The sequence below is a fragment of the Gaoshiqia hydrogeniformans genome, from assembly GCF_049347105.1.
GTDB lineage: Bacteria > Bacteroidota > Bacteroidia > Bacteroidales > Prolixibacteraceae > Gaoshiqia > Gaoshiqia hydrogeniformans.
Map to the genome: position 1 here is coordinate 4668615 of NZ_CP186334.1, position 20535 is coordinate 4689149.

Here is a 20535-nt window from a genome sequence, read left to right on the forward strand (position 1 = left end):
TTATGACGCTGTAAAAAAGTTACTTGCCGGTTTTACTGTAAGTAATCCGAAGACTATCCAATTCGTGAACACTTATGGCCGGCGCTTTATGGTTTCTCATTTTTTGCAGAACAAAGTTGCCTGTTTTAAGCGCTTCGTCTTTGGAAACAAAGGCTTGCTGACCCGAAACCGCCGGGATAAACGGTTGATGAATAAAAACCTTTTCGCCCAGGCTGAGCTGGTATCCCCAACCATTTTCAACTTCAAATGCATCAACCTTGATTTTTTGTTTGGGTTGGCACGAAAAAAATATTACTCCTGAGATACCCAGGAGTAATACAATCATTTTTAGCATAGATCGTTGAAATCTCATCTAATTATCATTATCGTAGTCATTTTGTTCGGCATTCGGTTCAAAACGCCAGATATCCTCAAAATAATAACTGCTGTTTCGGCCAAGGCCCACAAAAGCGACATCATTCAGGACAAAGGCAACAGCTTCCTGGCGTGCGGCGCCCTCCAGACTTGTTTTTTCCTGCCACAGATCAGTCAGCGGGTCATACTCCCAGGTCGTTGTTCCCGGAGAACCTTTACCACCGGTAGCAATATAGCCTTTCCCGTTCACAGCAAAAGCAACTGCAAAGGTTCTTTCCATATTGTAATCATCATCAAATGCCTCAGCGGTATTATCAGAAATATTACGCAATTTTGACCAAATTTCGGTTTCCGGGTCGAACGAATGAAAATCACTGACATACAATCCGTTGTTAACACCACCGGCGATGTAAGCTTTATTATTGATCACAAATACCACGGCATCGCGACGTTTTGAACCGCCCACGCTGGTCGATTCCGTCCATTCGTCTGTCGCCGGGTTATAGGCCCACATATCTTTCAGGTAGTTGGTATCATCGCCTGTAGCAACATATCCGATGTTATTGATACTGAATGCAACAGCTCCACGCCGGGCAGTGCCACCGAAATCCTCAATCCGGGTCCAGGTATTGTCGGTCGGATTATATGCCCAGAAATCTTTTAACCGGCTGGTTCCGTCATAACCGGTACCCACGTATAATTTTCCGGATGCCGTAAATGCCACGGCACTTCTTCTCCCAACGCCTTCAAATTTAGCCATCTGGGACCAATTGTCTTTAGATACATCGTATTTCCAGAAATCGACTAAATAGTTCTCTCCATCGTAACCGGTTCCAATAAAGGCTTCATTGCCAATCGTTCCGGAGATAGCCCCCGCTCTTGGATTGCCGTTAAAATCACCAAGCCTTGCCCAGTTACCTACTAAATCTTCATCATCGTTGCCACCACACGACGCAACAGATAAAAGAACCGAGAATGCCATCCCAAGTTTAAAAGCGCGGATGGTCCAATTATGCACAAATAAATTTTTTCGAATCATTGCTTAATATTATTCAGTTTTGTAGCAAACATATATGGTTAACGATATCTAAAAAAAAATGATAGACAAAGATATATTATTTTGCGAAAAAACAATAGTCTATCCATATAAGAGTAAACTTAACCGATGAATATTTCAAATTTGTTAAATAAATTCACGCATTTTAACAAAACTTAAGAGACAATCAGGATTATAGTCTTGTATGTCGATTAAATAAGACATTTAAACAAATATAATCTGAAGTTAGTCTATATTTCTTTTTCGACTAAAGCCAATGTAATTGCTTTGCATCCACAGTATCTTTTCTTATACTTGCACTTTAAATTATTTCAAACTTTATATGAATAAAAATTGCATCCTGGCATTTCTCCTGATCGCATTGTTCGCGTCGTGTAATACCGATGTTGGAAATTTTCAGATTGGAGAGGATCTGGTTGAAACCAAATCCCGGATTGTTATGATTGACAGCTTTTCGGTTAAATTATCGACTGTCATTCGCGACTCAATTCCAACCTCGAGCTCAACGCTTGCCCTTGTCGGGAGGTACGACAACGAAATCATCGGCTCAACAGAAATACGCCATTATTTAAATTTCGATTTAAGCGAAACCTCCGGTTCACTCACGAAAGATGATGTTTTTGATTCCATCACGGTAAAACTGAATTATGACAGTTATTATTTTGGCGACACGACGCAGGTTCAGCAGTTGACAATGCACCGTCTGACCAAACAACTTAAATTAATAACCGATCCTGATGGTTTTTCGTCCCTTTACAATACCAGTTCTTTTAATTTTGAACCGGAACCGGTTGGAAGCCATGTCTTTTCTCCCCGTCCGTCGAATGACAGTATTGAATTCCGGCTGGATGATGCCCTGGGGCTCGAGCTGATTAATTATATTTTAAATGACCACAACGAGGATGGGGCAAACAGCACGGAATTAAGAGAACGTTTGAAAGGATTTATTCTAAAAACGGATTCGGAGAGTAAAGCGGTCATCGGATACACATCAAGCACAGCCGGTATTCAACTGAAATTGTACACGCATGTAACCGGACATGATAAGGTAGAAAATACGTATAAATTTTCATTGGCTTCTGATGCAACCAACTTCAACCAGGTTATCGCCGACCGTTCGGAAACCAATTTTTCGGGTCTGACATACCAACGGGAACAAATTTCGTCCGTGCAAACAGGAAATCTCACATTCCTTCAAAGCACTGCAGGAGTAACTACCCGGATTGATTTTCCGACCCTGAATGAGATTTTCACCTATGGCGACCGGGTAATGATCAGGGCTGAACTGGTTTTAAGGCCGTCGCTTAAAAATGACATGAAAAACCTGCCCCAAACCTTGCATTTTTATCGAACAGACCGGATCAACAGTTTTGGCAGTGCGCTGACAACAACATCGTCGAGCGGAAGTTCCGTTAATGTATCAACAACATTAATCCCTGATAATATTTATTTTGAAGACTCGTACTATGTGGTAGACATTACCACTTTCCTGCAAAACGAACTGTCGGGTTATTACTACAATACAAACAACGGGCTGTTACTTACGTTTCCAACTTCCGATTTGATATCAAAAGCAAATTTGTTGTTTCTGAATGGTGAAAATACCGGTAATCTCAGGCCAAAATTAAATCTCTATTTCCTGAAATATGAATAAGAAGCTATTTATTCTTAGCATTAGTCTGCTAACTGCATATTTTACTTTTCCGACTACCGGATTTGCTCAAAACAATAACACCAGCAGTCCCTATTCCATGTACGGTTTGGGAGAACTCCGGTCACAAACCAATGCTTTTAATTCGGCTATGGGAAATGCCGGGATCGGTTTAAAATCGCAACGATTTTTGAATACCACCAACCCGGCCTCGTATTACGGAATCGACAGCTTAAATTTCATCCTGGAAATAGGCCTTAACGGGAAATTATCACGTTTTGAATCTCAAGGCAAAACCGGCAAATTATCAGATGTCAATTTCAGTTACCTGGCTATGGGTTTCCGTGTGAATAACTGGGTTTCTGCCGGAATTGGACTGAATCCGTACAGTTCAACCGGATACGAAATTAATACCATGGCGATGGTTGACGGAACAATGACCGAATACCCGCTGGATATCACCGGCTCAGGCGATATCAGCCGCGCCTATGCAAACCTGTCGTTTTTGCCTGCCAAAAACCTGGCCCTGGGGATCAAAACATCCTACTTGTTTGGTTCGCTCACGCAAACCCAATATCATAACCTGGCTTATTTCGGAAGTAATTCGATCACGAACGAAACAACTGATTTTTTCCATAATTTTTACTGGGAGTTTGGGGCTCAGTACGCCTTCGATGTAAAAAAGTACAGTCTGAGCATCGGGGCAATCTATAATCCTGGTCAGAAGCTGGTCACCAAGCGCGAGAATCTCACCTACAACTCGTCGGGCGCTATTTTTCAGGAAGAATCTGAAAATAACGACGACTTTGTCATTCCTGAAGAATTTGGGCTCGGTATTTCCATCAGTAATAACAAAAACCTGCTTTATGTGCTCGACGGAGGGATTCAAAAATGGTCGGAACATGATTACGGTATCAAAAGAGTGGAATTGAAAAATAATCCATACATCCGGACGGGTTTGGAATATACGCCTTCAACTAACTTTCTGGCCGATTTTTATAAACGGGTGAATTACCGCGTCGGATTTCAGTATGCCAAATCATACCTCGATTTAAGAAACAACCAGTTGAATGAAACTACGGTTTCTCTCGGGTTTGGCTTACCCATCCGGAATTACCTTTCTCGCATCGATGTAAGCATCGAGGGAGGGCAAATCGGAACAACGGCAAACAGGCTGATCCAGGAACGTTTTATTCGTGTGAGGGTGGGATTATCGCTGAAAGATTTGTGGTTCCAGCACCGCAGGTTTAACTAAAAAGAGTGAAAAGGCCGAATCCTTTTATGAATCGGAAATGGCTATAAGGTAAACCGGTTGACGACCGAACTTTGGAAATCTTCTTTGTAATTATCACCTACGGGGATCCATCGGTCGTGTATAATAATCCGGTTTTTTGTAACTGATTTTATTTTGTTCGTATTGATTATAAATGATTTATGAACACGGAGAAAGTGGCTGACAGGTAAATTGTCAGCCATTTTTTTCAGTGAGTTGAGCGTAATTACCGGCTTTTCATCAGTTTGTGTATAAATTTTCACATAATCCTTCAATCCTTCGATATATAAAATCTGGTTCATCTGTATTTTTACCGATTTATAATCCGATTTCACCATGATGAAATCATGTTCAGCATCCTGATTTTCAACGGTTTCTTCGCGTCTCATTTTCCGGGTGGCTGTAAACAGGTGGTAGGCTTTATTGGCCGCTTTCAGAAAACGTTTAAATGGGATTGGCTTTAGCAGGTAATCAACCGCGTTTAAATCAAATGCCTCAAGCGCGTACTCCGAATAAGCTGTTGTAAAAATAAACATGGGCCTGTTATCCAGGCTGCTGATAAATTCGACGCCAGAAACATTCGGCAAATGAATGTCCAGAAAAATCAGGTCAATCGTACTTTTTTGCAGTACATCCAACGCTTCGAAAACCGAATGACATTTCTTCTCCAATTTTAGAAACGGAATGTGAGTGATATATTCTTCCAGAATTTGTTGTGCCAAAAGCTCATCGTCAATAATAATACATTTCATTTGCTTACTCATTATGAATTAAGGTCACTTAAGCTTTCAGGATTACCGGTTCAAAATCAATTCGACCGAATAATGCTGATCCGACTCCGAAATCAACAGGCTATGCTTAGCCGGATATAATAAATCGAGCCGTTTCCGGATATTTTCCAGCCCTATTCCGCCCGCACCGTTTTTCGTTGCTTTGCTTTTTGCCACCAGCGGATTGGCAACAGTCAGTTTGATGATTTTATCAACGATCGTCAGATCAATTTTAATGATACCGGGTTTCGCATAATCGACGCCATGTTTAAAGGCATTTTCCACAAAACAGGAAAAAAGCAAGGGTTCAATCAGAATATCTTCCGGATTTCCAACAACTTCATATTCCACCTGCACATTCCCTGCCAGCCTTAACTTTTGCAAATCAATCAGATTCTCCATATGACTGATTTCTTTTGTCAATAATACTTTTGTCGTGTTTGCATCATAAACCAGATAACGCATCAGCAACGACAACTGCATAATCGCATCCGGGGTTTTATCCGATTTTTGCCTGGCCAACGCATAAATGCAGTTTAAAGCATTAAAGAGAAAATGCGGGTTAACCTGCGCCGTCAGATAGGATAACTCGGCCTGTAACTTTTCATGCTCGCTTTCTTTGACTTGATGTTCGTGTTTAAACCATTCGCGGATACCGTGTATACCCGTACTCGCGGCCAGCGATACCATACTTAAAACAAGCAAAACCGATCCTGGCCCAAACGCTTGATGATGTTCCGGATGGAAATGAAAGGTAGAGCTGACTGAAGCGTCCGGATCAGCGGCCATTTCCCATAATTCATTTACCAGGTAAACAAAAAAAAGAATGGCAATGACCAAACATCCGTAAGACTTCAGTTTCCGGCGAGAAAGAAAGCGGGGGATCAGCACGCAATCGTTCAGGTAAAATACAGCAGGAAGAAGAACGGCCGGCAAAAACAAATAGCTGGCCGGCTGACTTCGCAGTTCGGGAAAGATCAGACAGCACAGGAAAGACAGGATTCCCCAGACGAGAACCGTCAATACGATACGAATCAACAATTTATGTTTGCTTTCGGATGTCATGAAGCCGGAATGATTTTCGTCCCTGTTACCTGCCCTTGCGGGCAATGGTGCAAAAGTGAAATATTTTGAGCAGATCTCAAACTATTTAAGTTTTTTTAGAATTTCGGGGGAGGTACCGGGCAGGCAGCTAAAAAAAGAGCTGCAATGATTGAATTACAGCTCTTTTCTGATTTATTAAACGGTTTAAATCTCCAACAGAAATTGTTCGGGCGCCTTGCCATCGGTCAGCAGGCGTTCGGGATGTTCCAGTAATTCTTTCACTTTCACCAGGAAACCAACCGAATCTTTTCCGTCGATAATCCGGTGGTCGTACGACAGGGCAACGTACATCATCGGCCTGATAACGACTTGCCCGTCAACAGCAACCGGACGGTCAACAATATTGTGCATTCCCAGAATGGCCGACTGAGGCGGGTTAATAATCGGCGTCGACAACAACGATCCAAAGGTCCCGCCATTGGTAATGGTAAAAGTTCCCCCGGTAAGTTCTTCCACCGAGATCTTCTTATTCCTGGCTTTTTCGGCCAGTTCTTTTATTTCGAGCTCAATAGCCGGAATCGATTTGCTTTCGGCGTTTCTGATAATGGGCACCATCAATCCCTTGGGGGTCTGAACGGCAATGCCAACATCGACAAATTCAGGCGAAATAATTTCATCTCCGTCGATCATCGAGTTTACCGACGGATGAAAAGGCATTGCTACGGCTACCGCCCTGGTGAAAAATGACATAAAACCAAGCTTAAACCCGTGTTTTCCGACAAACCGGTCCTGGTATTGTTTTCGGATATCCATAATCCGGCTCATATCAACCTCGTTGAAGGTAGTCAGCATGGCCGTTTCGTTTTTCACGGCCACCAGCCGTTCGCTTAATTTACGGCGGAGCATGCTCATTTTTTCGCGCTTCCCGTCGCGCGAAAATGCTGATGCTTTTGCGGCAAAAACAACTGTTTGTTCCGCCTGCATGTTCAATACCGTTTCCACCTCTTTTTTCCCGATACGTTGCAAGCCTTGCAGGATATCGTCGACCGACAGGTGGTATTCTTCCATCATCTTTTGGGCAACAGCCGTTGTTTTTACCCGCGGGTACTCCGGTTCTTCCTGCTTTTCAATGGATTCTGTCATTTTCTCCGGTTCCGGCCGGGGCTCTTGAACCGCGGCGGCTTCCGGTTCCTTTTTCTCCGTTCTTTTTGCCGGGGCAACGCTTGTGTCGATGGTGCAGGCAATAGCGCCAACAGCGACCGTCTCCCCCTCCCCGATCTGAAATTTAATTTGTCCGGCTTCGGGAGCCACCAGGGTCAGGGTCGCCTTATCCGATTCAACTTCGGCAACTTCCTGATCCTTATCTACCGTATCGCCATCCTCTACTAACCATTTGCCAAGTTCAACCTCGGTGATCGACTCGCCCGGGGTAGGGATTTTTATTTCAATGATCATATTTTGGTTTTTTATTTGATTAGGCTAATATTTTGTTGCCAAATATTTTACTCATGATGTTTTCCAGGCGCAGGTTGTGCTGTTTCATTAAACCGCCTGCCGGGCTGCCGCTTTCAGGACGGGAGACCACTTCAAACGGGATGTGGTTTAACTTCCGTTGAATAAATGGCCATGCTCCCATGTTTTCGGGTTCATCCTGTGCCCAGATCATCCGCCCGGCCTTCCGGTATTTTTGCAGGATGACTTCAATCTGTTCTGTCGGAAGCGGATAAAGTTGTTCCAGCCTGATAATCGCGGTTTGATCATCGCCGGTATCAACTCTCCGTTTAATCAAATCGTAATACAATTTTCCAGAAGTAAATACAAGCTGCCTGACCCGGTCGGTTTTTGCCATATGATCGTCAATCACTTCCCTGAACTTACCTTCTGCCAGTTCTTCCAGTGTACAACTCACCAAGGGATGGCGCAACAAGCTTTTGGGCGTGAAAATAATCAGGGGAACCCGGGTTTTCCAATTCAAATGGCGACGTAATACATGGAACAGGTTATCGGGAGTTGTGGGCACAATCACCTGCATGTTGTTGTTTGCTGCCAGCGTCAGAAAACGTTCAATCCGGGCACTCGAATGTTCCGGCCCTTGCCCTTCGTATCCGTGGGGCAAATACAACACCAGGTTATTCATTAAACCCCATTTTTCTTCGGCTGATGTGATGTATTGGTCGATAATGACTTGGGCCACATTGCTGAAATCGCCAAACTGGGCTTCCCAAATGGTTAACGCATTGGGCTGGGCCATGGCATAACCATATTCAAAACCCATCACGCCGTATTCGGATAACAGCGAATTGTAAATATGAAAAGGGGCTTGCCCCGGGGACAAGTGTTTCAGCGGAAAGTATTTCTCGTCCATATCTTCGACTACAAAAACGGCATGACGGTGTGCGAAGGTCCCGCGTTCCGTGTCCTGTCCGCTGATCCGCACCGGATGTCCTTCATCCAGCAGGCTGCCGTAAGCCAGCAATTCGGCCATCGCCCAATCCAGCTTATCATCCAGGATCATCATCCTGCGATCGGCGATAATCCGGTTGATCTTACTAAAAAAAGGTTTATCCTCCGGAATGGAATTAATTTTTTCAGCCAGTTCGATCAGTTTCGACTTGGGAACCTGCGTATCAATCCATTGCGTAAAATCCGATTTAGAAGGTTTATGGTAGTGATGGTATTCTTCAACCAGGAACTTTTTAATTTTCAATTTCTCAATTTTCTCCGATTCCTTGTATTTCGATTCCAGAAACCGGTCAAACTCAGAAACCAATTGTTTTGATTCCTTATCCGTCAGGATGCCCAGTTTATCCAGTTTTTCGGCATAAATGTCCCGCGGGTTTTTATGTTTGGCAATAGCATCGTACAGCAAGGGCTGCGTAAATCGGGGTTCATCGCCTTCGTTGTGTCCGTATTTTCGATAACATAAAATGTCGATAAACACGTCGGAGTGAAATTTCTGACGAAATTCCATCGCCAGTTTAATTGTATAGATGACCGCTTCAACGTCATCGCCGTTGACGTGAAATACCGGAGAACGGGTTACTTTGCCCACATCGGTACAGTAGGTGCTGGAACGGGCATCCAGGTAGTTGGTTGTAAACCCGACCTGGTTGTTAATCACCAGGTGAATGGTGCCGCCTGTCCGGTAGCCCTTTAGCTGCGACATTTGAATCACTTCGTAAACCACCCCCTGGGCGGCAATAGCGGCATCGCCGTGAATCACGATGGGCGCCAGCTTACTTTCGTCGCCCCCGTACAACGAATCGATACGCGAACGGGACATGCCCTGCACCAGGGGAGCAACAGCTTCGAGATGAGAAGGATTGGGCACCAGGCTAAGCTTGATTTGGTTGCCCGAATCAGACTCTACCAGGTTTTCAAAGCCCAGGTGATATTTTACGTCGCCCAGCGAAATGTCTTCTTCGTATTCAGTCCCGTAAAACTCCTTGAAAATATTTTCATAAGGCTTCTTCATGATATTACTCAAAATATTGAGCCTTCCGCGGTGCGCCATGCCGATAATAAATTCGCGGATACCCAGTTCGGCGCCATGTTCAATAACCGCATCAAGCGCGGGAATCAGGGTCTCAGCTCCTTCGAGCGAGAAACGTTTCTGCCCGACAAACTTCTTATGAATAAAATTTTCGAAACCAACGGCCAGCTTTAAATGATAAAAGATGTGTTTCCTTTTCTCATCAGAAAAAGGCTGCGAATTTTTGCTTCCCTCCATCCGTTCCTTCAGCCATTGAACCACTTCGGGATGACGCATATACATATATTCTACCCCGATCGAATCGCAGTAAGTAGCCTCCAGATGGGCAATAATATCTTTCAGTTTGGCCGGACCGATTCCAATATTGGTGCCTGCCTGAAAGACCTTCTCCAGGTCGCTTTTTTCAAGGCCAAAATTTTCAATGTCAAGGGTTGGCAAATATTTTCTCCGGGCGCGTACCGGGTTGGTTTTCGTGAATAAATGCCCGCGCTGACGATACCCGTGAATCAAATTCAGGATGGCAAACTCTTTATCAATGTGATTTCCTGAAAATTCGGCTTTGGTTTGATAATTCGTCCTGGCCAGGTCAAATCCTTTGAAGAAATACTTCCAGCTATCCGCAACACTTTCAGGATCTCTCAAATAATCCTGGTACAATTCTTCAACAGCAGCAATCTCCTGATTACCCACTTGCGAAAATTTATCCATAGGTTGAAAATTCGGTTTTTACAGATCATTATTAACTTCCATAAAATAACAATCCATCTGATTTTAATGTTTAGTCAGGAACTTTTATTACTTTTCCGTCAATTCAAAATTGATGTGATGGAAATTTTTTTGCGTTCATTGCTGGTCCTTTTTCTGTTTACCCTGTTTTTATATTGGGTTGGTCCACGGCCGCCCAAGCCGGTTTTTGATAACCGCTTAAAACCCATTGAGGCCAATTTGCACAGCCTGGAGCCATACATCCGGGAAAAAGAAGAAGGCCTTCCAATAAAACCGGAAAACGAAAGCAAAATTATCTGGGACAACGATTCGTTAAAAGAAAAAACAAGATACTGCCTTTTGTACCTGCATGGTTTTTCGGCATCAGCCTACGAAGGTTTTCCGACACATCTAAACTGGGCCAGGCACTTCGGCGCCAATTTATACCTTCCGCGTTTGGCGGCTCACGGGCTCGATGACGCTGAGCCTTTACTCGACATGACTCCCGACAGGCTTTATGAATCGGCCAAAGAAGCCTTGCAGGTTGCCCGCTTGCTGGGCGAAAAAGTGATCATCATGAGCACATCAACGGGTGGCACACTTTCGCTGAAACTGGCAGCTGAGTTTCCGGAAATGGTCGACGGCCTGCTGCTGATGTCGCCCAATGTTAAGATCAACAACGCCCTGGCATTTTTGCTCTCCAAGCCCTGGGGATTGCAGATTGCCCGGAAAACCTTTGGTGGAAAATACCGTTACATCAACGAAAATCCGGAAGATCCCGAATGTGACTACTGGAACTGTTATTACCGGCTGGAAGCAACGGTATACCTTCAGCAGCTGGTAGAAGCCACCATGACCAATAAGCTGTTCCGGAAGGTGAAGATACCCGTTTTTCTTGGCTATTACTACCAGGACAAGAACCATCAGGATGAAGTTGTCCGGGTTGATGCCATGCTGGATATGTTTGATAAGCTGGGAACACCCGATTCGCTGAAACGAAAGCAGGCCTTTCATGCCGGCGTTCATGTCATCGGGTGTGAAATGTTTTCGAAAACGCAAGCGGAAGTTGAAAAAGCAATGGTCGAGTTTGCTGAAAACTACTTTTAGGCCTTTACGATTTCAGTACCTTGATTTAAAACACCGGAAATCATGAGATTTACAGAGCCCCTGTTTTTATTCGCTTTACTTCTGGTCATCATACCGATACTGATCCATTTCTTTCAGTTTAAACGGTACAAAACGGTTTATTTCAGCCAGGTTGGATTTTTAAAGGTCATCAGGCAGGAATCGAAAAAGAAAAACGACCTGAAACAACTCCTGATCCTGCTTTTGCGGATTCTGGCTGTCATTTTCCTGGTCCTTGCCTTTTCCCAGCCCTATTTCCCGGTGAACCCCGGTGAACAGCAAACAAACCGTCAGCTGATAGGGATTTATATCGACAACTCGTTCAGCATGAAAAATCAATCGGGAAACGGCGTTTTGCTCGAACTGGCAAAAAACAGGGCGATCGACATTGCCAACAGCTACGGCCCCGGGACCAATTTTATCCTGGCGACCAATCAACCGGAAACAGCATACCGGCAGATATTGAACAAAGAACAGTTTGTTGCCGCTGTTGCCCGGATTAAAGAAAGCCCGGCCTCGTTGAAACTCTCCAAAGCCCATCAATTACTAAACAACTATTTCGAAAAAGCAGCGGAAAAGACCGGGAAAACCTGTTATCTGCTTTCCGATTTCCAGAAATACTCCAGCGATTTCAATCAATTGAAAACCGACAGCAGCCAGCAACTCGTACTGGTACCCTTCGAAACCGGCCTGACCAATAACCTGCTGGTTGATACCTGCTGGTTCGAAAGCCCGGGCCGGCGCCAAAACCAAACCGAAACGCTGTATGTCAGGGTACGGAACCAGTCCAATCAAACCTTTCAGAATATTCCTTTACGCCTGCTGATGAACGATTCGCTCAAAGCGGTCAGCTCGCTGACCATTGGGCCGGATGAAGAAACGGTGCTGGAACTGAATTACCGGAACAATACGCAGGGCGTTCACCGCGGAAAAGTTGAATTGGACGATTACCCGGTTGTTTTCGATAATTCTTTCTTCTTTTCATACCAGGTAGAGCAGAAAGTAAATGTGCTGGCCATTTACAACAAAGAGCAGGACGCCATTCAGCTATTGGAGAAACTTTACCTTGATGATGAAAACATTCATTTTTCGGCGATGGACGAGAGAAAAATGCAGCTTAGCCTGATCCATGATTACCAATGCGTGTTTTTGCTGAACCTGGATGAATTGTCGGGAGGATTAAGCGCGGCATTGGTCGAATTTGTCAGCAACGGCGGCACCCTTAATGTTTTCCCCGGAAGAAATGCCAATCTGCCAAATTACAATTCGTTTTATCGTCAGCTGACCGACGGTTATATAGCGGCGAAAGATACCAACCGGCTGAAAATGGCCGGATTAAACTACAAACACCCTCTGTTTCGCGATGTTTTTCTGCATGAAAATGAAAAACTTGACCTCCCCTACCTGAATGAATCATTCCGGTTCAGAACGGGAACAAACACCGTGGAATTCATCGTGATGACCAACAACAACGGAAGTACCGCCGTTGCCGAATATCCGTCGGGAACCGGACGTTTGTTCCAGTTCAATTTCACCCTAGCTCCACAGTTCACCGACTTTTACAAACAAGCTGTTTTTGTACCCGTGATGTACAACATCGCCCTGAACAGTTACGAACCTCAGACAATTCAATACAACCTGGGCGACGTCCCGGTTATTGAACTGCGAAAACCCAGCGATTTTACCGAAGGGCAATTTTTAAGCATCTCTAACGAAAGCGGCGAAAAAAGTCAACTCCCGGTCATTGTCAGCCGGACAAACTACTTCCGGATCAACCCGTCAGCATTTACCGGCGAAGCCGGATTTTACGAACTCAGCCGCGAACAGGGGCAGCTCAAAACACTGGCCTTTAATTACAGCCGGCAGGAGTCGTTGTCCGACCGGTTTCAAACCGATGAAATAAGGAAAATGACCGGCGACTGGGATCCACAGCCCTTGATTATCGACGGTGAGCAGCCTGATTTTTCGAAAAAAATACAGGAAACCAACCAGGGGACCGAAACCTGGAAGTTGTGCATTTTACTTGGTTTATTGTTTTTGCTGGCCGAACCGGCCATTACCCGTTTTTGGAAGTCATAAAATCGGAAAAAGGAATCGTAAAGCAGAAGGTGGCGCCTTCGCCCGGGTGGCTGTAAGCCCGGATCTCTCCCCCGTTTTTCCCGATAAATTCGCGGCAGATCAGGAGACCCAACCCGCTTCCGATTTCACCTTCGGTTCCATGTGTCGTGGTGTTTTCGTCGTACTGAAAAATCCGTTCCAGATCCGACTCGTTGATCCCGATCCCCTGATCGATGATCGAAAGTTTAACCATGTCCTTATCCAACTCGCTTACCATGCGGATTGACTTACCGCGTTGCGAAAATTTGATCGCATTATAAACCAGGTTGCGGATGACAGTGGCAATCATGTCGCGATCGGCGAAAACCATCAGGTTGCTGTGTACGTCGATGATCAGTTGCTGCGATTTTTCATTGAGGTTAGGGCGGGCAAGTTCTTCTACTTCTTTACACAAACAGAGCAAATTAAACCTGGTGCGAAACACCTTGATCCGGTCGGTTTGCGAGCGGGTCCAGTGCAGCAGGTTTTCAAGCAGTTTAAAGCCTTGTTCCGTGGCATTGTTCAGGTCGGCAATAATCTGAAGGATCTCTTCGCGCGAAAAACGTTCAAAATCTTCGCGAAGCAGGCTGGTGTAGCTGATCAGCGCATTAAAGGGGTTTTTCAGGTCGTGCGCGATGATCGAAAAAAACTTGTCACGGGTATTATTCAAACGTTTCAACTCAAGCGTTTTTTCCTTAAGCTGGAGCCCCAATTTACGTTCTTTACGCAACAATAAAAACACCACAACCAAACAGCTGATAACCAACAGCATGAATAAGTACAAAAACGACTGCTGTAATTTCCGGTTGATTAGTTCCTGGTGCTGCTGCTGGTTTTGATGCTGAAGCTGTTCAATCTCCCGCGTTTTTTTATCCATATTGTACTGCGCTTCCAGCTTCCGGATCATTAAATTTTTCTTCTCTCCGGCAATACTGTCATTCACTTCGTGGTATTTGTGATAAAACAGGTGCGCGTTTTTATAGTCGCCAACAGCTTCGTAATAATCAGACAAATTGAAATATAACTCGGCTGACAAGCTAAACAGGTTGAATTTAGACACGAGTGTCTGCGCTTTTTCGAAATACGATTTAGCTAAAGCAAAATCCTTTTGTTCGAGGTGGATTGTGCCGATATTCACATAGGTCGTCGCGATGCCGTCCTGGTTATCCATTGCCTGGTACAATTCGAGTGCGCGGAAATAAAAATCAAGGCTTTTCGCATAGTTTTTGCGTTCATACTCAATCGTTCCCTGATTATTGAGGATATGAATAACCGAAAGGCTGTCGCCGACTTTCTTAGCGAGGTCGTAAAGTTCTTCATTCATATAAAATGCCGTATCGGACATTTGTTTTTTCTGGTAACAAACCGCCGTATTAATCCGGGTAAGCAGCATGCCCGTTTCATCACCGGCCAGGCTGTCAATCCGGTACGATTGCCTGTAAAATTCAATGGCTTTGTCGTAATCTTCCAGTTCAATATAAATAAGGCCCAGGTTGTTTAAAAACTTACTTTTCAAAAGCTGGTTGCCGCAACTTTCGGCCAGGGCTAAACCTGCGTAAAAACAGGCTGTGGCCGTTTCATAATTGCCGGCAAAGTAATTGGCGAGCCCGTAGTAGTTTTGCAAAACGATCTTGGCCGAATCATCTTCCAGCTGAACGGCCAGTTGGCTGGCTTCATTCAGATATTCCAGGGTGGTCGCGTAGTTATTGGCCGAATCGAGGTAACAATAGGCTAAATCGAGCAAAACCGCCAGCTTTTCGTGTTGCCCCGAGTGGATCAATTTACTCTTCAGCAAATCAATGTCGCGCCCCTGAGCAAACAGGGAAACTTGAAAAGACAGAAAAAAGACAGGTAACAGGTAAAACTTCATCATCATAAACAAATCATACGCTATTCGTAACCAAATATATCACAAAATAAAATTAGTTACCTCTACAAGGTGATTTCCGATCGCTAATAATAAAAAAATGATAACCGGAAATAAGGAAAGTCATTTCAATCCATATTTTTTAACAGATCAATCGGCTTTGCTATGAGCAGGATATTTATTAATTCTGTCATAAAGTTTAAAAACATAAAGTCTGCGTTATGAAAAACCTGTCTTCTCAATACTACATCGACCGCGAAAACCAGTATGGCGCCCACAATTATCATCCGCTGCCTGTTGTGCTCGAACGGGGCGAAGGCGTTTTTGTGTGGGACGTTGACGGCAACAGGTACTTTGATTTTCTGGCGGCCTATTCGGCCGTGAATCAAGGGCATTGTCATCCGAAAATCGTTAAAGCGCTGCAGGAGCAGGCTCAGAAATTAGCGCTCACATCCCGCGCCTTCTACAACAATGTATTGGGCGAATGGGAAGAATACACGGCCAGGCTGTTTGGATACGACCGGATGCTTCCTATGAACTCGGGCGCCGAAGCCGATGAAACGGCCTTAAAACTATGCCGCAAGTGGGCTTACAAGGTGAAAGGAATTCCGCGCAACCAGGCCAAAATTGTTGTTTGTAACGGCAACTTTCACGGGCGGACCATTACCATCATCTCAATGTCGTCCGACCCGGATGCTTACAACGACTACGGGCCTTACACGCCGGGTTTTGTAAATATCCCTTATAACGATGTTGATGCTCTTGAAAAAGCCCTGCAAGACCCTGACGTTGCCGGATTTCTGGCAGAACCCATCCAGGCCGAAGCCGGCGTTTACGTTCCGGAAGACGGTTATTTAAAAAAGGCCGCTGAGCTTTGTAAAAAACACCAGGTATTGTTTATTGCCGACGAAGTGCAGACCGGGCTGGCCCGCACCGGGAAAATGCTGGCCTGCGACCACGAGGGCGTCCGCCCCGACATCCTGATCCTGGGAAAAGCCATTTCAGGCGGCCTCTATCCCGTTTCCTGTGTGCTGGCCGACAATGAAATCATGCTGACCATCAAGCCTGGCGAACATGGCTCTACCTATGGCGGCAACCCAATTGCAGCCAAAGTTGCCATTGCCGCCCTTGAGGTGATCCGGGAAGAAAAGCTGGCCGAAAATGCCACAAAAATGGGCGAACTGTTCCGCGGTGAAATGCGCAAGATCAAATCGGAAATGATTGAAATTGTGCGCGGAAAAGGGTTATTGAATGCCATAGTCATTAAACCAACCGGTGGTAAAACCGCCTGGGATGTTTGCCTGGCCATGAAAGCGAACGGCATCCTGGCCAAACCCACCCACCAGCACATCATCCGGTTTACGCCGCCCCTGATCATCACCGAAGAACAAATGAACGATGCCATCAACCGGATTAAAGCAACATTCGCCGGGTTGGGGGCATAAGTGTCTATTCTGATGGTGCATTGAAGGGTTCTAAAGGACACACAAAAATATGAATAAACTAATCCTGTTTCTTCTAGTTGGAAGAAGATGCCGCAGGAAAGGTATTTATGGAGTATTTTGAAAGATATTGTCCTTCTCCCAATTCCCCAATTCCTAATTTCTATACATTATTGAGAGAAAACAGAAATATTCGCTTTACTTCAGAAGGTAGGATATCGGATGACTTCACCTTCTTTCCAATTGATGCAAAACAGGAAAAGTATTTGCCGAATGATCAATTGTCTTTGGGTATTGGCTTCCCTCATGGAAAGTGCTAAGTTATTCTCCAATAAGCCACAAAATAACAGTAAATTGAAAAATTACACGAACTAAAACATACAAAAAAATCAAAACCAATAACTGACAATCGCTTTTCCATATAAATACAGAAATAAAATAGACTCTCAACTCGCCGTAAACCCTGACAAACAAATAAAGTATGGAAACAAAACCAAAACAAGTTTTTACAAATAAAGCGATTTCAATAGCCACATTTATAGGCGGGCCGCTTGCTGCCGGGATATTGATTTCTAAAAATTACAAGGTTTTCGGCCGTGAAGAAGCCGCCCGGAACGCTGTTTTTGTTGCCTTTTTCTCGACATTCATTTTGTTTGTCGGTCTTTTCATGGTACCTGAACAATTGTTCGACGGGCTTCCACATTCCATGATTCCCTTAATCTACACCACGATAATCGCCGGTCTGACCGAAAAGCTGCAAGGGCAAAAAATAAAAGAATTTCTGGCCAATGATGGTCAAAAGGCGTCAAACTGGGAAGCCGCTAAATATGGATTTTTCGGATTCATAAGCATTATCGCATTCATTGTCCTGATGATTTATACTTTGCCAACTGCAGGATACGAAAAAAGCATCACCGTCGATCAGCACGTCATGCTTCATTACAGCAAAAAAATGGATGAAGCAAAACCCCGCCAACTGGCACAACTCATCAATCAGTCCCGATTCATGGAAGGTAGCGAAGGGGCTGATTTGTTTTTCAGCAACGAACCAAATCATTACAAGCTAAAATTTGTGATTCCCGATGCTTCGGTGCTTGCAGACACTTTATTAATTGCAGATTTCAACAGCTTTGAAAAATATCTCAATTACAATTTAAATTTTGAAAAACGAATTGAGATTGGCTTTTCAGATATTAACCTGACAACTGAATTTGATTTAGTTGAATCGGACGAACCAAACCCTCGTTTCTATGAACCAATACTCTACTTGCAGAAGTACCGGATAAATGATTTTCAGCATATTTATTACAATGCAAACATGCCGTTGGACGATGTTAAAAAGGTCGAAGATTCTGTAAAGCGTTTAAGTGCTTATTTCCCCGAGAGCCAAACAATCGATATTGTTTTTTTAAACACAGGTGATGATTATACCATTAAGTTTTTTGTATCCAAACATTTATGGCAAAATCAGTCAGTTACTGAGCGCTTGAAAAGTACGGTTGATTACATTCAAAGCAATGGGATTGATAAGACAATAAAACTGGGTCTTATTGACATTCAAACATTTGAAGAATGGCAATTGATCTCAGGCGAGAGTATGAACTCATGAGTTTATACGCTACAGATCAACATTTTTCAGGCCCGATGCGGCAGACCGATGGAGGTATGAACACCTGATCAGTCTTGACCGGGCATGGAAAATCACCTAATTCGCCGATGAGAAAGTAAAAAAGAATAAAACCGATCATGCAATAATCAGAATAAACATTTAAACCTTTTACGGCTTAATGGAATTATATAAATTGTAGCAGAAAACATTTAGCCGTGAAAAAGTCATTCTTCTCTTTCATGATAATCGTCCTGATTAGCCTCGCAATCTTTGAAAGACTGCCGGCTCAGGAAAACTATGAAATCAGGAGCATTGTGTTTCAGGGAAACAAAACGCTGGACGAAGATTTTCTGCTCGACGGAATGGCTTTAAAAGAAGTTTCTTATCTCCAGAAAGTATTTACGAAAGAAGAACCGTTTTTGTATAACCGCGAATTAATCGACCTGGATATCGGGCGGTTAACACACATTTACCAAAGCGAAGGGTTCCTGGATGTCAGCGTGAAGCTGTTGCCGCTCCGGGTTAAGCCCAAAAGGCAAGTGGTGAGGATGTCGATTGAAATTGACGAAGGTAATCCGGTGCTGACCGGCAACATTGACATCAGCCTGGCCGAGAAGATTGATATCAACCTGGACTCGCTGAAACAAAAAGTATCGCGTAAGCTGGAACTTACAGAAGGAAAGCGTTTCCGCGACGAAGCGCTGATGCGCGACGTGCAGTTGCTCGAAGATGCTTTTCGCAACCTGGGGTATGCTTACGTGAAGGTCGATTATCTGCTCAACCTGAAACCGGATGAATTTGTCACCGGAATCAGCTATCTGGTCAGTCCCGGACCGGTTTGTTATAACGGCGAAACAAGCATATCGGGGAATAAACATGTTTCTGAAAAGCTCATTCGCAGGCAACTCAGTTACAAACAGGGTGAATTGTACAACAAGTCACTGCTCGCCAAAACCAGGCAGGATTTATACCAACTCCAACTTTTCAGGGTGGTTTCGGTGCTTCCCGAAACCGATGTAAAAACGCGTAAAAGCCCGATCCCTGTTCATATTTACATCGAAGAGGCCCCACGCGTAAGCACGCGTTTCGGCTTTGGTTACGGGACCGAAGATAAGTTTCGCACCTTCATGGAATTAAATTATCGTGGTTTTTTAAGCGATGCAAGCCGGCTGAACCTCTACCTGAAACATTCAGCCCTGATCCCCTACTCTGTCAGTTTAAGATGGATTCAACCCCAATTCCCGGTAAAAAACAGCGCCGTTGGCATTAACCCCTTTATCATCCGAAACACCGAACCCGGTTACGAAACACGCAGTTACGGAGTAAATGTGCCTGTCACCTACCGTTTTAACGACTGGCTAAACAGCAGCTTGACCTATTATCTTGAAAATGTTGAACAAAGCATCGAGGCGGGCGACGAGGAATTTGAAGATATGGAAAGCAGTAAATTTCCATACAACAAATCGGGGATTTTGCTTAGTACGGTATTCAACAATTCGAAACCAAAGTTTTCGCCAACAAAAGGCGAGAGCCTGTCGGTGGGTTTTAAACTGAACGGGCATCTGTTTGGCAGCGATTTTAATTATAGCCGGTTATGGGGCGATTTTCGCAGCTACAAAAAAATTGACCAGTGGGTGCTGGCCTTCCGGATCATGGGTGGAGGTATCAGCTCGGCCGACAGCAGCGGGTTTATACCGGTAGAAGACCGCTTTTATTCAGGCGGCAGCAACTCGGTGCGCGGCTGGAACCGTTCTGAACTCGGCCCGAAACGCGACAGCGGCACGCCTATGGGCGGTAAAAGCATCCTGGAGGGAAATATCGAAGCTCGCCATCCGCTGTTTTGGCGACTCAGCGGAGTAGCTTTCGTGGATGCCGGAAATGTATGGACGGGATCATACCGTTACCAGCTAAATGAACTGGCCTACGCAGCCGGCGCAGGAATCCGGATTGAAACGCCCATTGGGCCAATCCGTCTGGATATTGGTTTTCCTTTGTGGAACGAGAAAAGAAGCCCGCAATTTTTTATCAGCGTCGGGCAAGCCTTTTAA

Annotated in this window: 15 protein-coding genes; 8 read left to right on the forward strand and 7 right to left on the reverse strand. The window is 44.6% G+C overall.

Translation table 11 applies throughout. The annotated features are described in order from the left end of the window. Window positions 1-19 precede the first annotated feature (19 nt). Both ACOIT5_RS18595 and ACOIT5_RS18600 read right to left on the reverse strand, forming a co-directional pair. Entirely contained in the window at window positions 20-325 is a 306-nt protein-coding gene (locus ACOIT5_RS18595; protein WP_423127667.1) for a DUF4907 domain-containing protein, read from the reverse strand. Window positions 326-352: 27 nt separating this feature from the next. Next, the gene (locus ACOIT5_RS18600) at window positions 353-1393 is read right to left on the reverse strand and encodes a Kelch repeat-containing protein (protein WP_423127668.1); all 1041 of its coding nucleotides are present in this window, start codon (window positions 1391-1393) and stop codon (window positions 353-355) included. Window positions 1394-1733: 340 nt separating this feature from the next. Here ACOIT5_RS18600 and ACOIT5_RS18605 point away from each other — a divergent pair, with 340 nt between their 5' ends. Together ACOIT5_RS18605 and ACOIT5_RS18610 are read left to right on the forward strand one after the other, a co-directional pair. Next, window positions 1734-3065 (forward strand): DUF4270 family protein, encoded by a 1332-nt coding sequence (locus ACOIT5_RS18605; protein ID WP_423127669.1) that lies wholly within the window; start codon window positions 1734-1736, stop codon window positions 3063-3065. Then, entirely contained in the window at window positions 3058-4317 is a 1260-nt protein-coding gene (locus ACOIT5_RS18610) for a hypothetical protein (RefSeq protein ID WP_423127670.1), read from the forward strand. Before ACOIT5_RS18605 ends, ACOIT5_RS18610 begins: the two co-directional genes overlap by 8 nt. Window positions 4318-4358: 41 nt before the next feature. On the opposite strand, the gene ACOIT5_RS18615 is transcribed toward ACOIT5_RS18610, so the two are convergent. The 4 genes from ACOIT5_RS18615 to ACOIT5_RS18630 form a co-directional block, all read right to left on the reverse strand. Further along, entirely contained in the window at window positions 4359-5087 is a 729-nt protein-coding gene (locus ACOIT5_RS18615) for a LytR/AlgR family response regulator transcription factor (RefSeq protein WP_423127671.1), read from the reverse strand. A 42-nt stretch (window positions 5088-5129) separates the two neighbouring features. Continuing rightward, window positions 5130-6170 carry a sensor histidine kinase gene (locus tag ACOIT5_RS18620; protein ID WP_423127672.1) on the reverse strand — a complete coding sequence of 347 codons (1041 nt, stop codon included), beginning with the start codon at window positions 6168-6170 and terminating at the stop codon, window positions 5130-5132. 183 nt (window positions 6171-6353) lie between these two features. Beyond that, a complete protein-coding gene (gene odhB, locus ACOIT5_RS18625; protein WP_423127673.1) occupies window positions 6354-7604 on the reverse strand; it encodes a 2-oxoglutarate dehydrogenase complex dihydrolipoyllysine-residue succinyltransferase in 1251 nt (416 codons plus the stop codon). 19 nt (window positions 7605-7623) lie between these two features. Beyond that, the gene (locus ACOIT5_RS18630; protein WP_423127674.1) at window positions 7624-10350 is read right to left on the reverse strand and encodes a 2-oxoglutarate dehydrogenase E1 component; all 2727 of its coding nucleotides are present in this window, start codon (window positions 10348-10350) and stop codon (window positions 7624-7626) included. Between the two features lie 117 nt (window positions 10351-10467). On the opposite strand from ACOIT5_RS18630, the gene ACOIT5_RS18635 reads away from it, so the two are divergent. Together ACOIT5_RS18635 and ACOIT5_RS18640 are read left to right on the forward strand one after the other, a co-directional pair. Continuing rightward, complete coding sequence (locus ACOIT5_RS18635) at window positions 10468-11454, forward strand: alpha/beta hydrolase (protein WP_423127675.1); 987 nt, start codon at window positions 10468-10470, stop codon at window positions 11452-11454. 42 nt (window positions 11455-11496) lie between these two features. Further along, the gene (locus tag ACOIT5_RS18640) at window positions 11497-13551 is read left to right on the forward strand and encodes a BatA domain-containing protein (RefSeq protein ID WP_423127676.1); all 2055 of its coding nucleotides are present in this window, start codon (window positions 11497-11499) and stop codon (window positions 13549-13551) included. On the opposite strand, the gene ACOIT5_RS18645 is transcribed toward ACOIT5_RS18640, so the two are convergent. Continuing rightward, entirely contained in the window at window positions 13529-15445 is a 1917-nt protein-coding gene (locus tag ACOIT5_RS18645; protein ID WP_423127677.1) for a tetratricopeptide repeat-containing sensor histidine kinase, read from the reverse strand. The two genes, ACOIT5_RS18640 and ACOIT5_RS18645, sit on opposite strands and share 23 nt — an antisense overlap. A 212-nt stretch (window positions 15446-15657) precedes the next feature. Here ACOIT5_RS18645 and rocD point away from each other — a divergent pair, with 212 nt between their 5' ends. The 4 genes from rocD (at window position 15658) to ACOIT5_RS18665 (ending at window position 20535) form a co-directional block, all read left to right on the forward strand. Beyond that, complete coding sequence (rocD, locus tag ACOIT5_RS18650) at window positions 15658-16881, forward strand: ornithine--oxo-acid transaminase (protein WP_423127678.1); 1224 nt, start codon at window positions 15658-15660, stop codon at window positions 16879-16881. A 77-nt stretch (window positions 16882-16958) separates the two neighbouring features. Next, window positions 16959-17198 carry a hypothetical protein gene (locus ACOIT5_RS18655; RefSeq protein ID WP_423127679.1) on the forward strand — a complete coding sequence of 80 codons (240 nt, stop codon included), beginning with the start codon at window positions 16959-16961 and terminating at the stop codon, window positions 17196-17198. A 161-nt stretch (window positions 17199-17359) separates the two neighbouring features. Then, on the forward strand, window positions 17360-18487 hold the full coding sequence (locus ACOIT5_RS18660; RefSeq protein WP_423127680.1) for an MARVEL domain-containing protein: 1128 nt from the start codon (window positions 17360-17362) through the stop codon (window positions 18485-18487). 215 nt (window positions 18488-18702) lie between these two features. Beyond that, on the forward strand, window positions 18703-20535 hold the full coding sequence (locus ACOIT5_RS18665; protein ID WP_423127681.1) for a BamA/OMP85 family outer membrane protein: 1833 nt from the start codon (window positions 18703-18705) through the stop codon (window positions 20533-20535).

What these genes read in the sequence shown, in the direction of transcription:
- ACOIT5_RS18600 (WP_423127668.1), bottom strand. Translation starts at nt 1,393, where the DNA reads ATGATTCGAAAAAATTTATTTGTGCATAATTGGACCATCCGCGCTTTT.
- ACOIT5_RS18610 (WP_423127670.1), top strand. Translation starts at nt 3,058, where the DNA reads ATGAATAAGAAGCTATTTATTCTTAGCATTAGTCTGCTAACTGCATAT.
- ACOIT5_RS18620 (WP_423127672.1), bottom strand. Translation starts at nt 6,170, where the DNA reads ATGACATCCGAAAGCAAACATAAATTGTTGATTCGTATCGTATTGACG.
- ACOIT5_RS18630 (WP_423127674.1), bottom strand. Translation starts at nt 10,350, where the DNA reads ATGGATAAATTTTCGCAAGTGGGTAATCAGGAGATTGCTGCTGTTGAA.
- ACOIT5_RS18645 (WP_423127677.1), bottom strand. Translation starts at nt 15,445, where the DNA reads ATGATGATGAAGTTTTACCTGTTACCTGTCTTTTTTCTGTCTTTTCAA.
- ACOIT5_RS18635 (WP_423127675.1), top strand. Translation starts at nt 10,468, where the DNA reads ATGGAAATTTTTTTGCGTTCATTGCTGGTCCTTTTTCTGTTTACCCTG.
- ACOIT5_RS18605 (WP_423127669.1), top strand. Translation starts at nt 1,734, where the DNA reads ATGAATAAAAATTGCATCCTGGCATTTCTCCTGATCGCATTGTTCGCG.
- ACOIT5_RS18640 (WP_423127676.1), top strand. Translation starts at nt 11,497, where the DNA reads ATGAGATTTACAGAGCCCCTGTTTTTATTCGCTTTACTTCTGGTCATC.
- rocD (WP_423127678.1), top strand. Translation starts at nt 15,658, where the DNA reads ATGAAAAACCTGTCTTCTCAATACTACATCGACCGCGAAAACCAGTAT.
- ACOIT5_RS18595 (WP_423127667.1), bottom strand. Translation starts at nt 325, where the DNA reads ATGATTGTATTACTCCTGGGTATCTCAGGAGTAATATTTTTTTCGTGC.
- ACOIT5_RS18615 (WP_423127671.1), bottom strand. Translation starts at nt 5,087, where the DNA reads ATGAAATGTATTATTATTGACGATGAGCTTTTGGCACAACAAATTCTG.
- odhB (WP_423127673.1), bottom strand. Translation starts at nt 7,604, where the DNA reads ATGATCATTGAAATAAAAATCCCTACCCCGGGCGAGTCGATCACCGAG.
- ACOIT5_RS18660 (WP_423127680.1), top strand. Translation starts at nt 17,360, where the DNA reads ATGGAAACAAAACCAAAACAAGTTTTTACAAATAAAGCGATTTCAATA.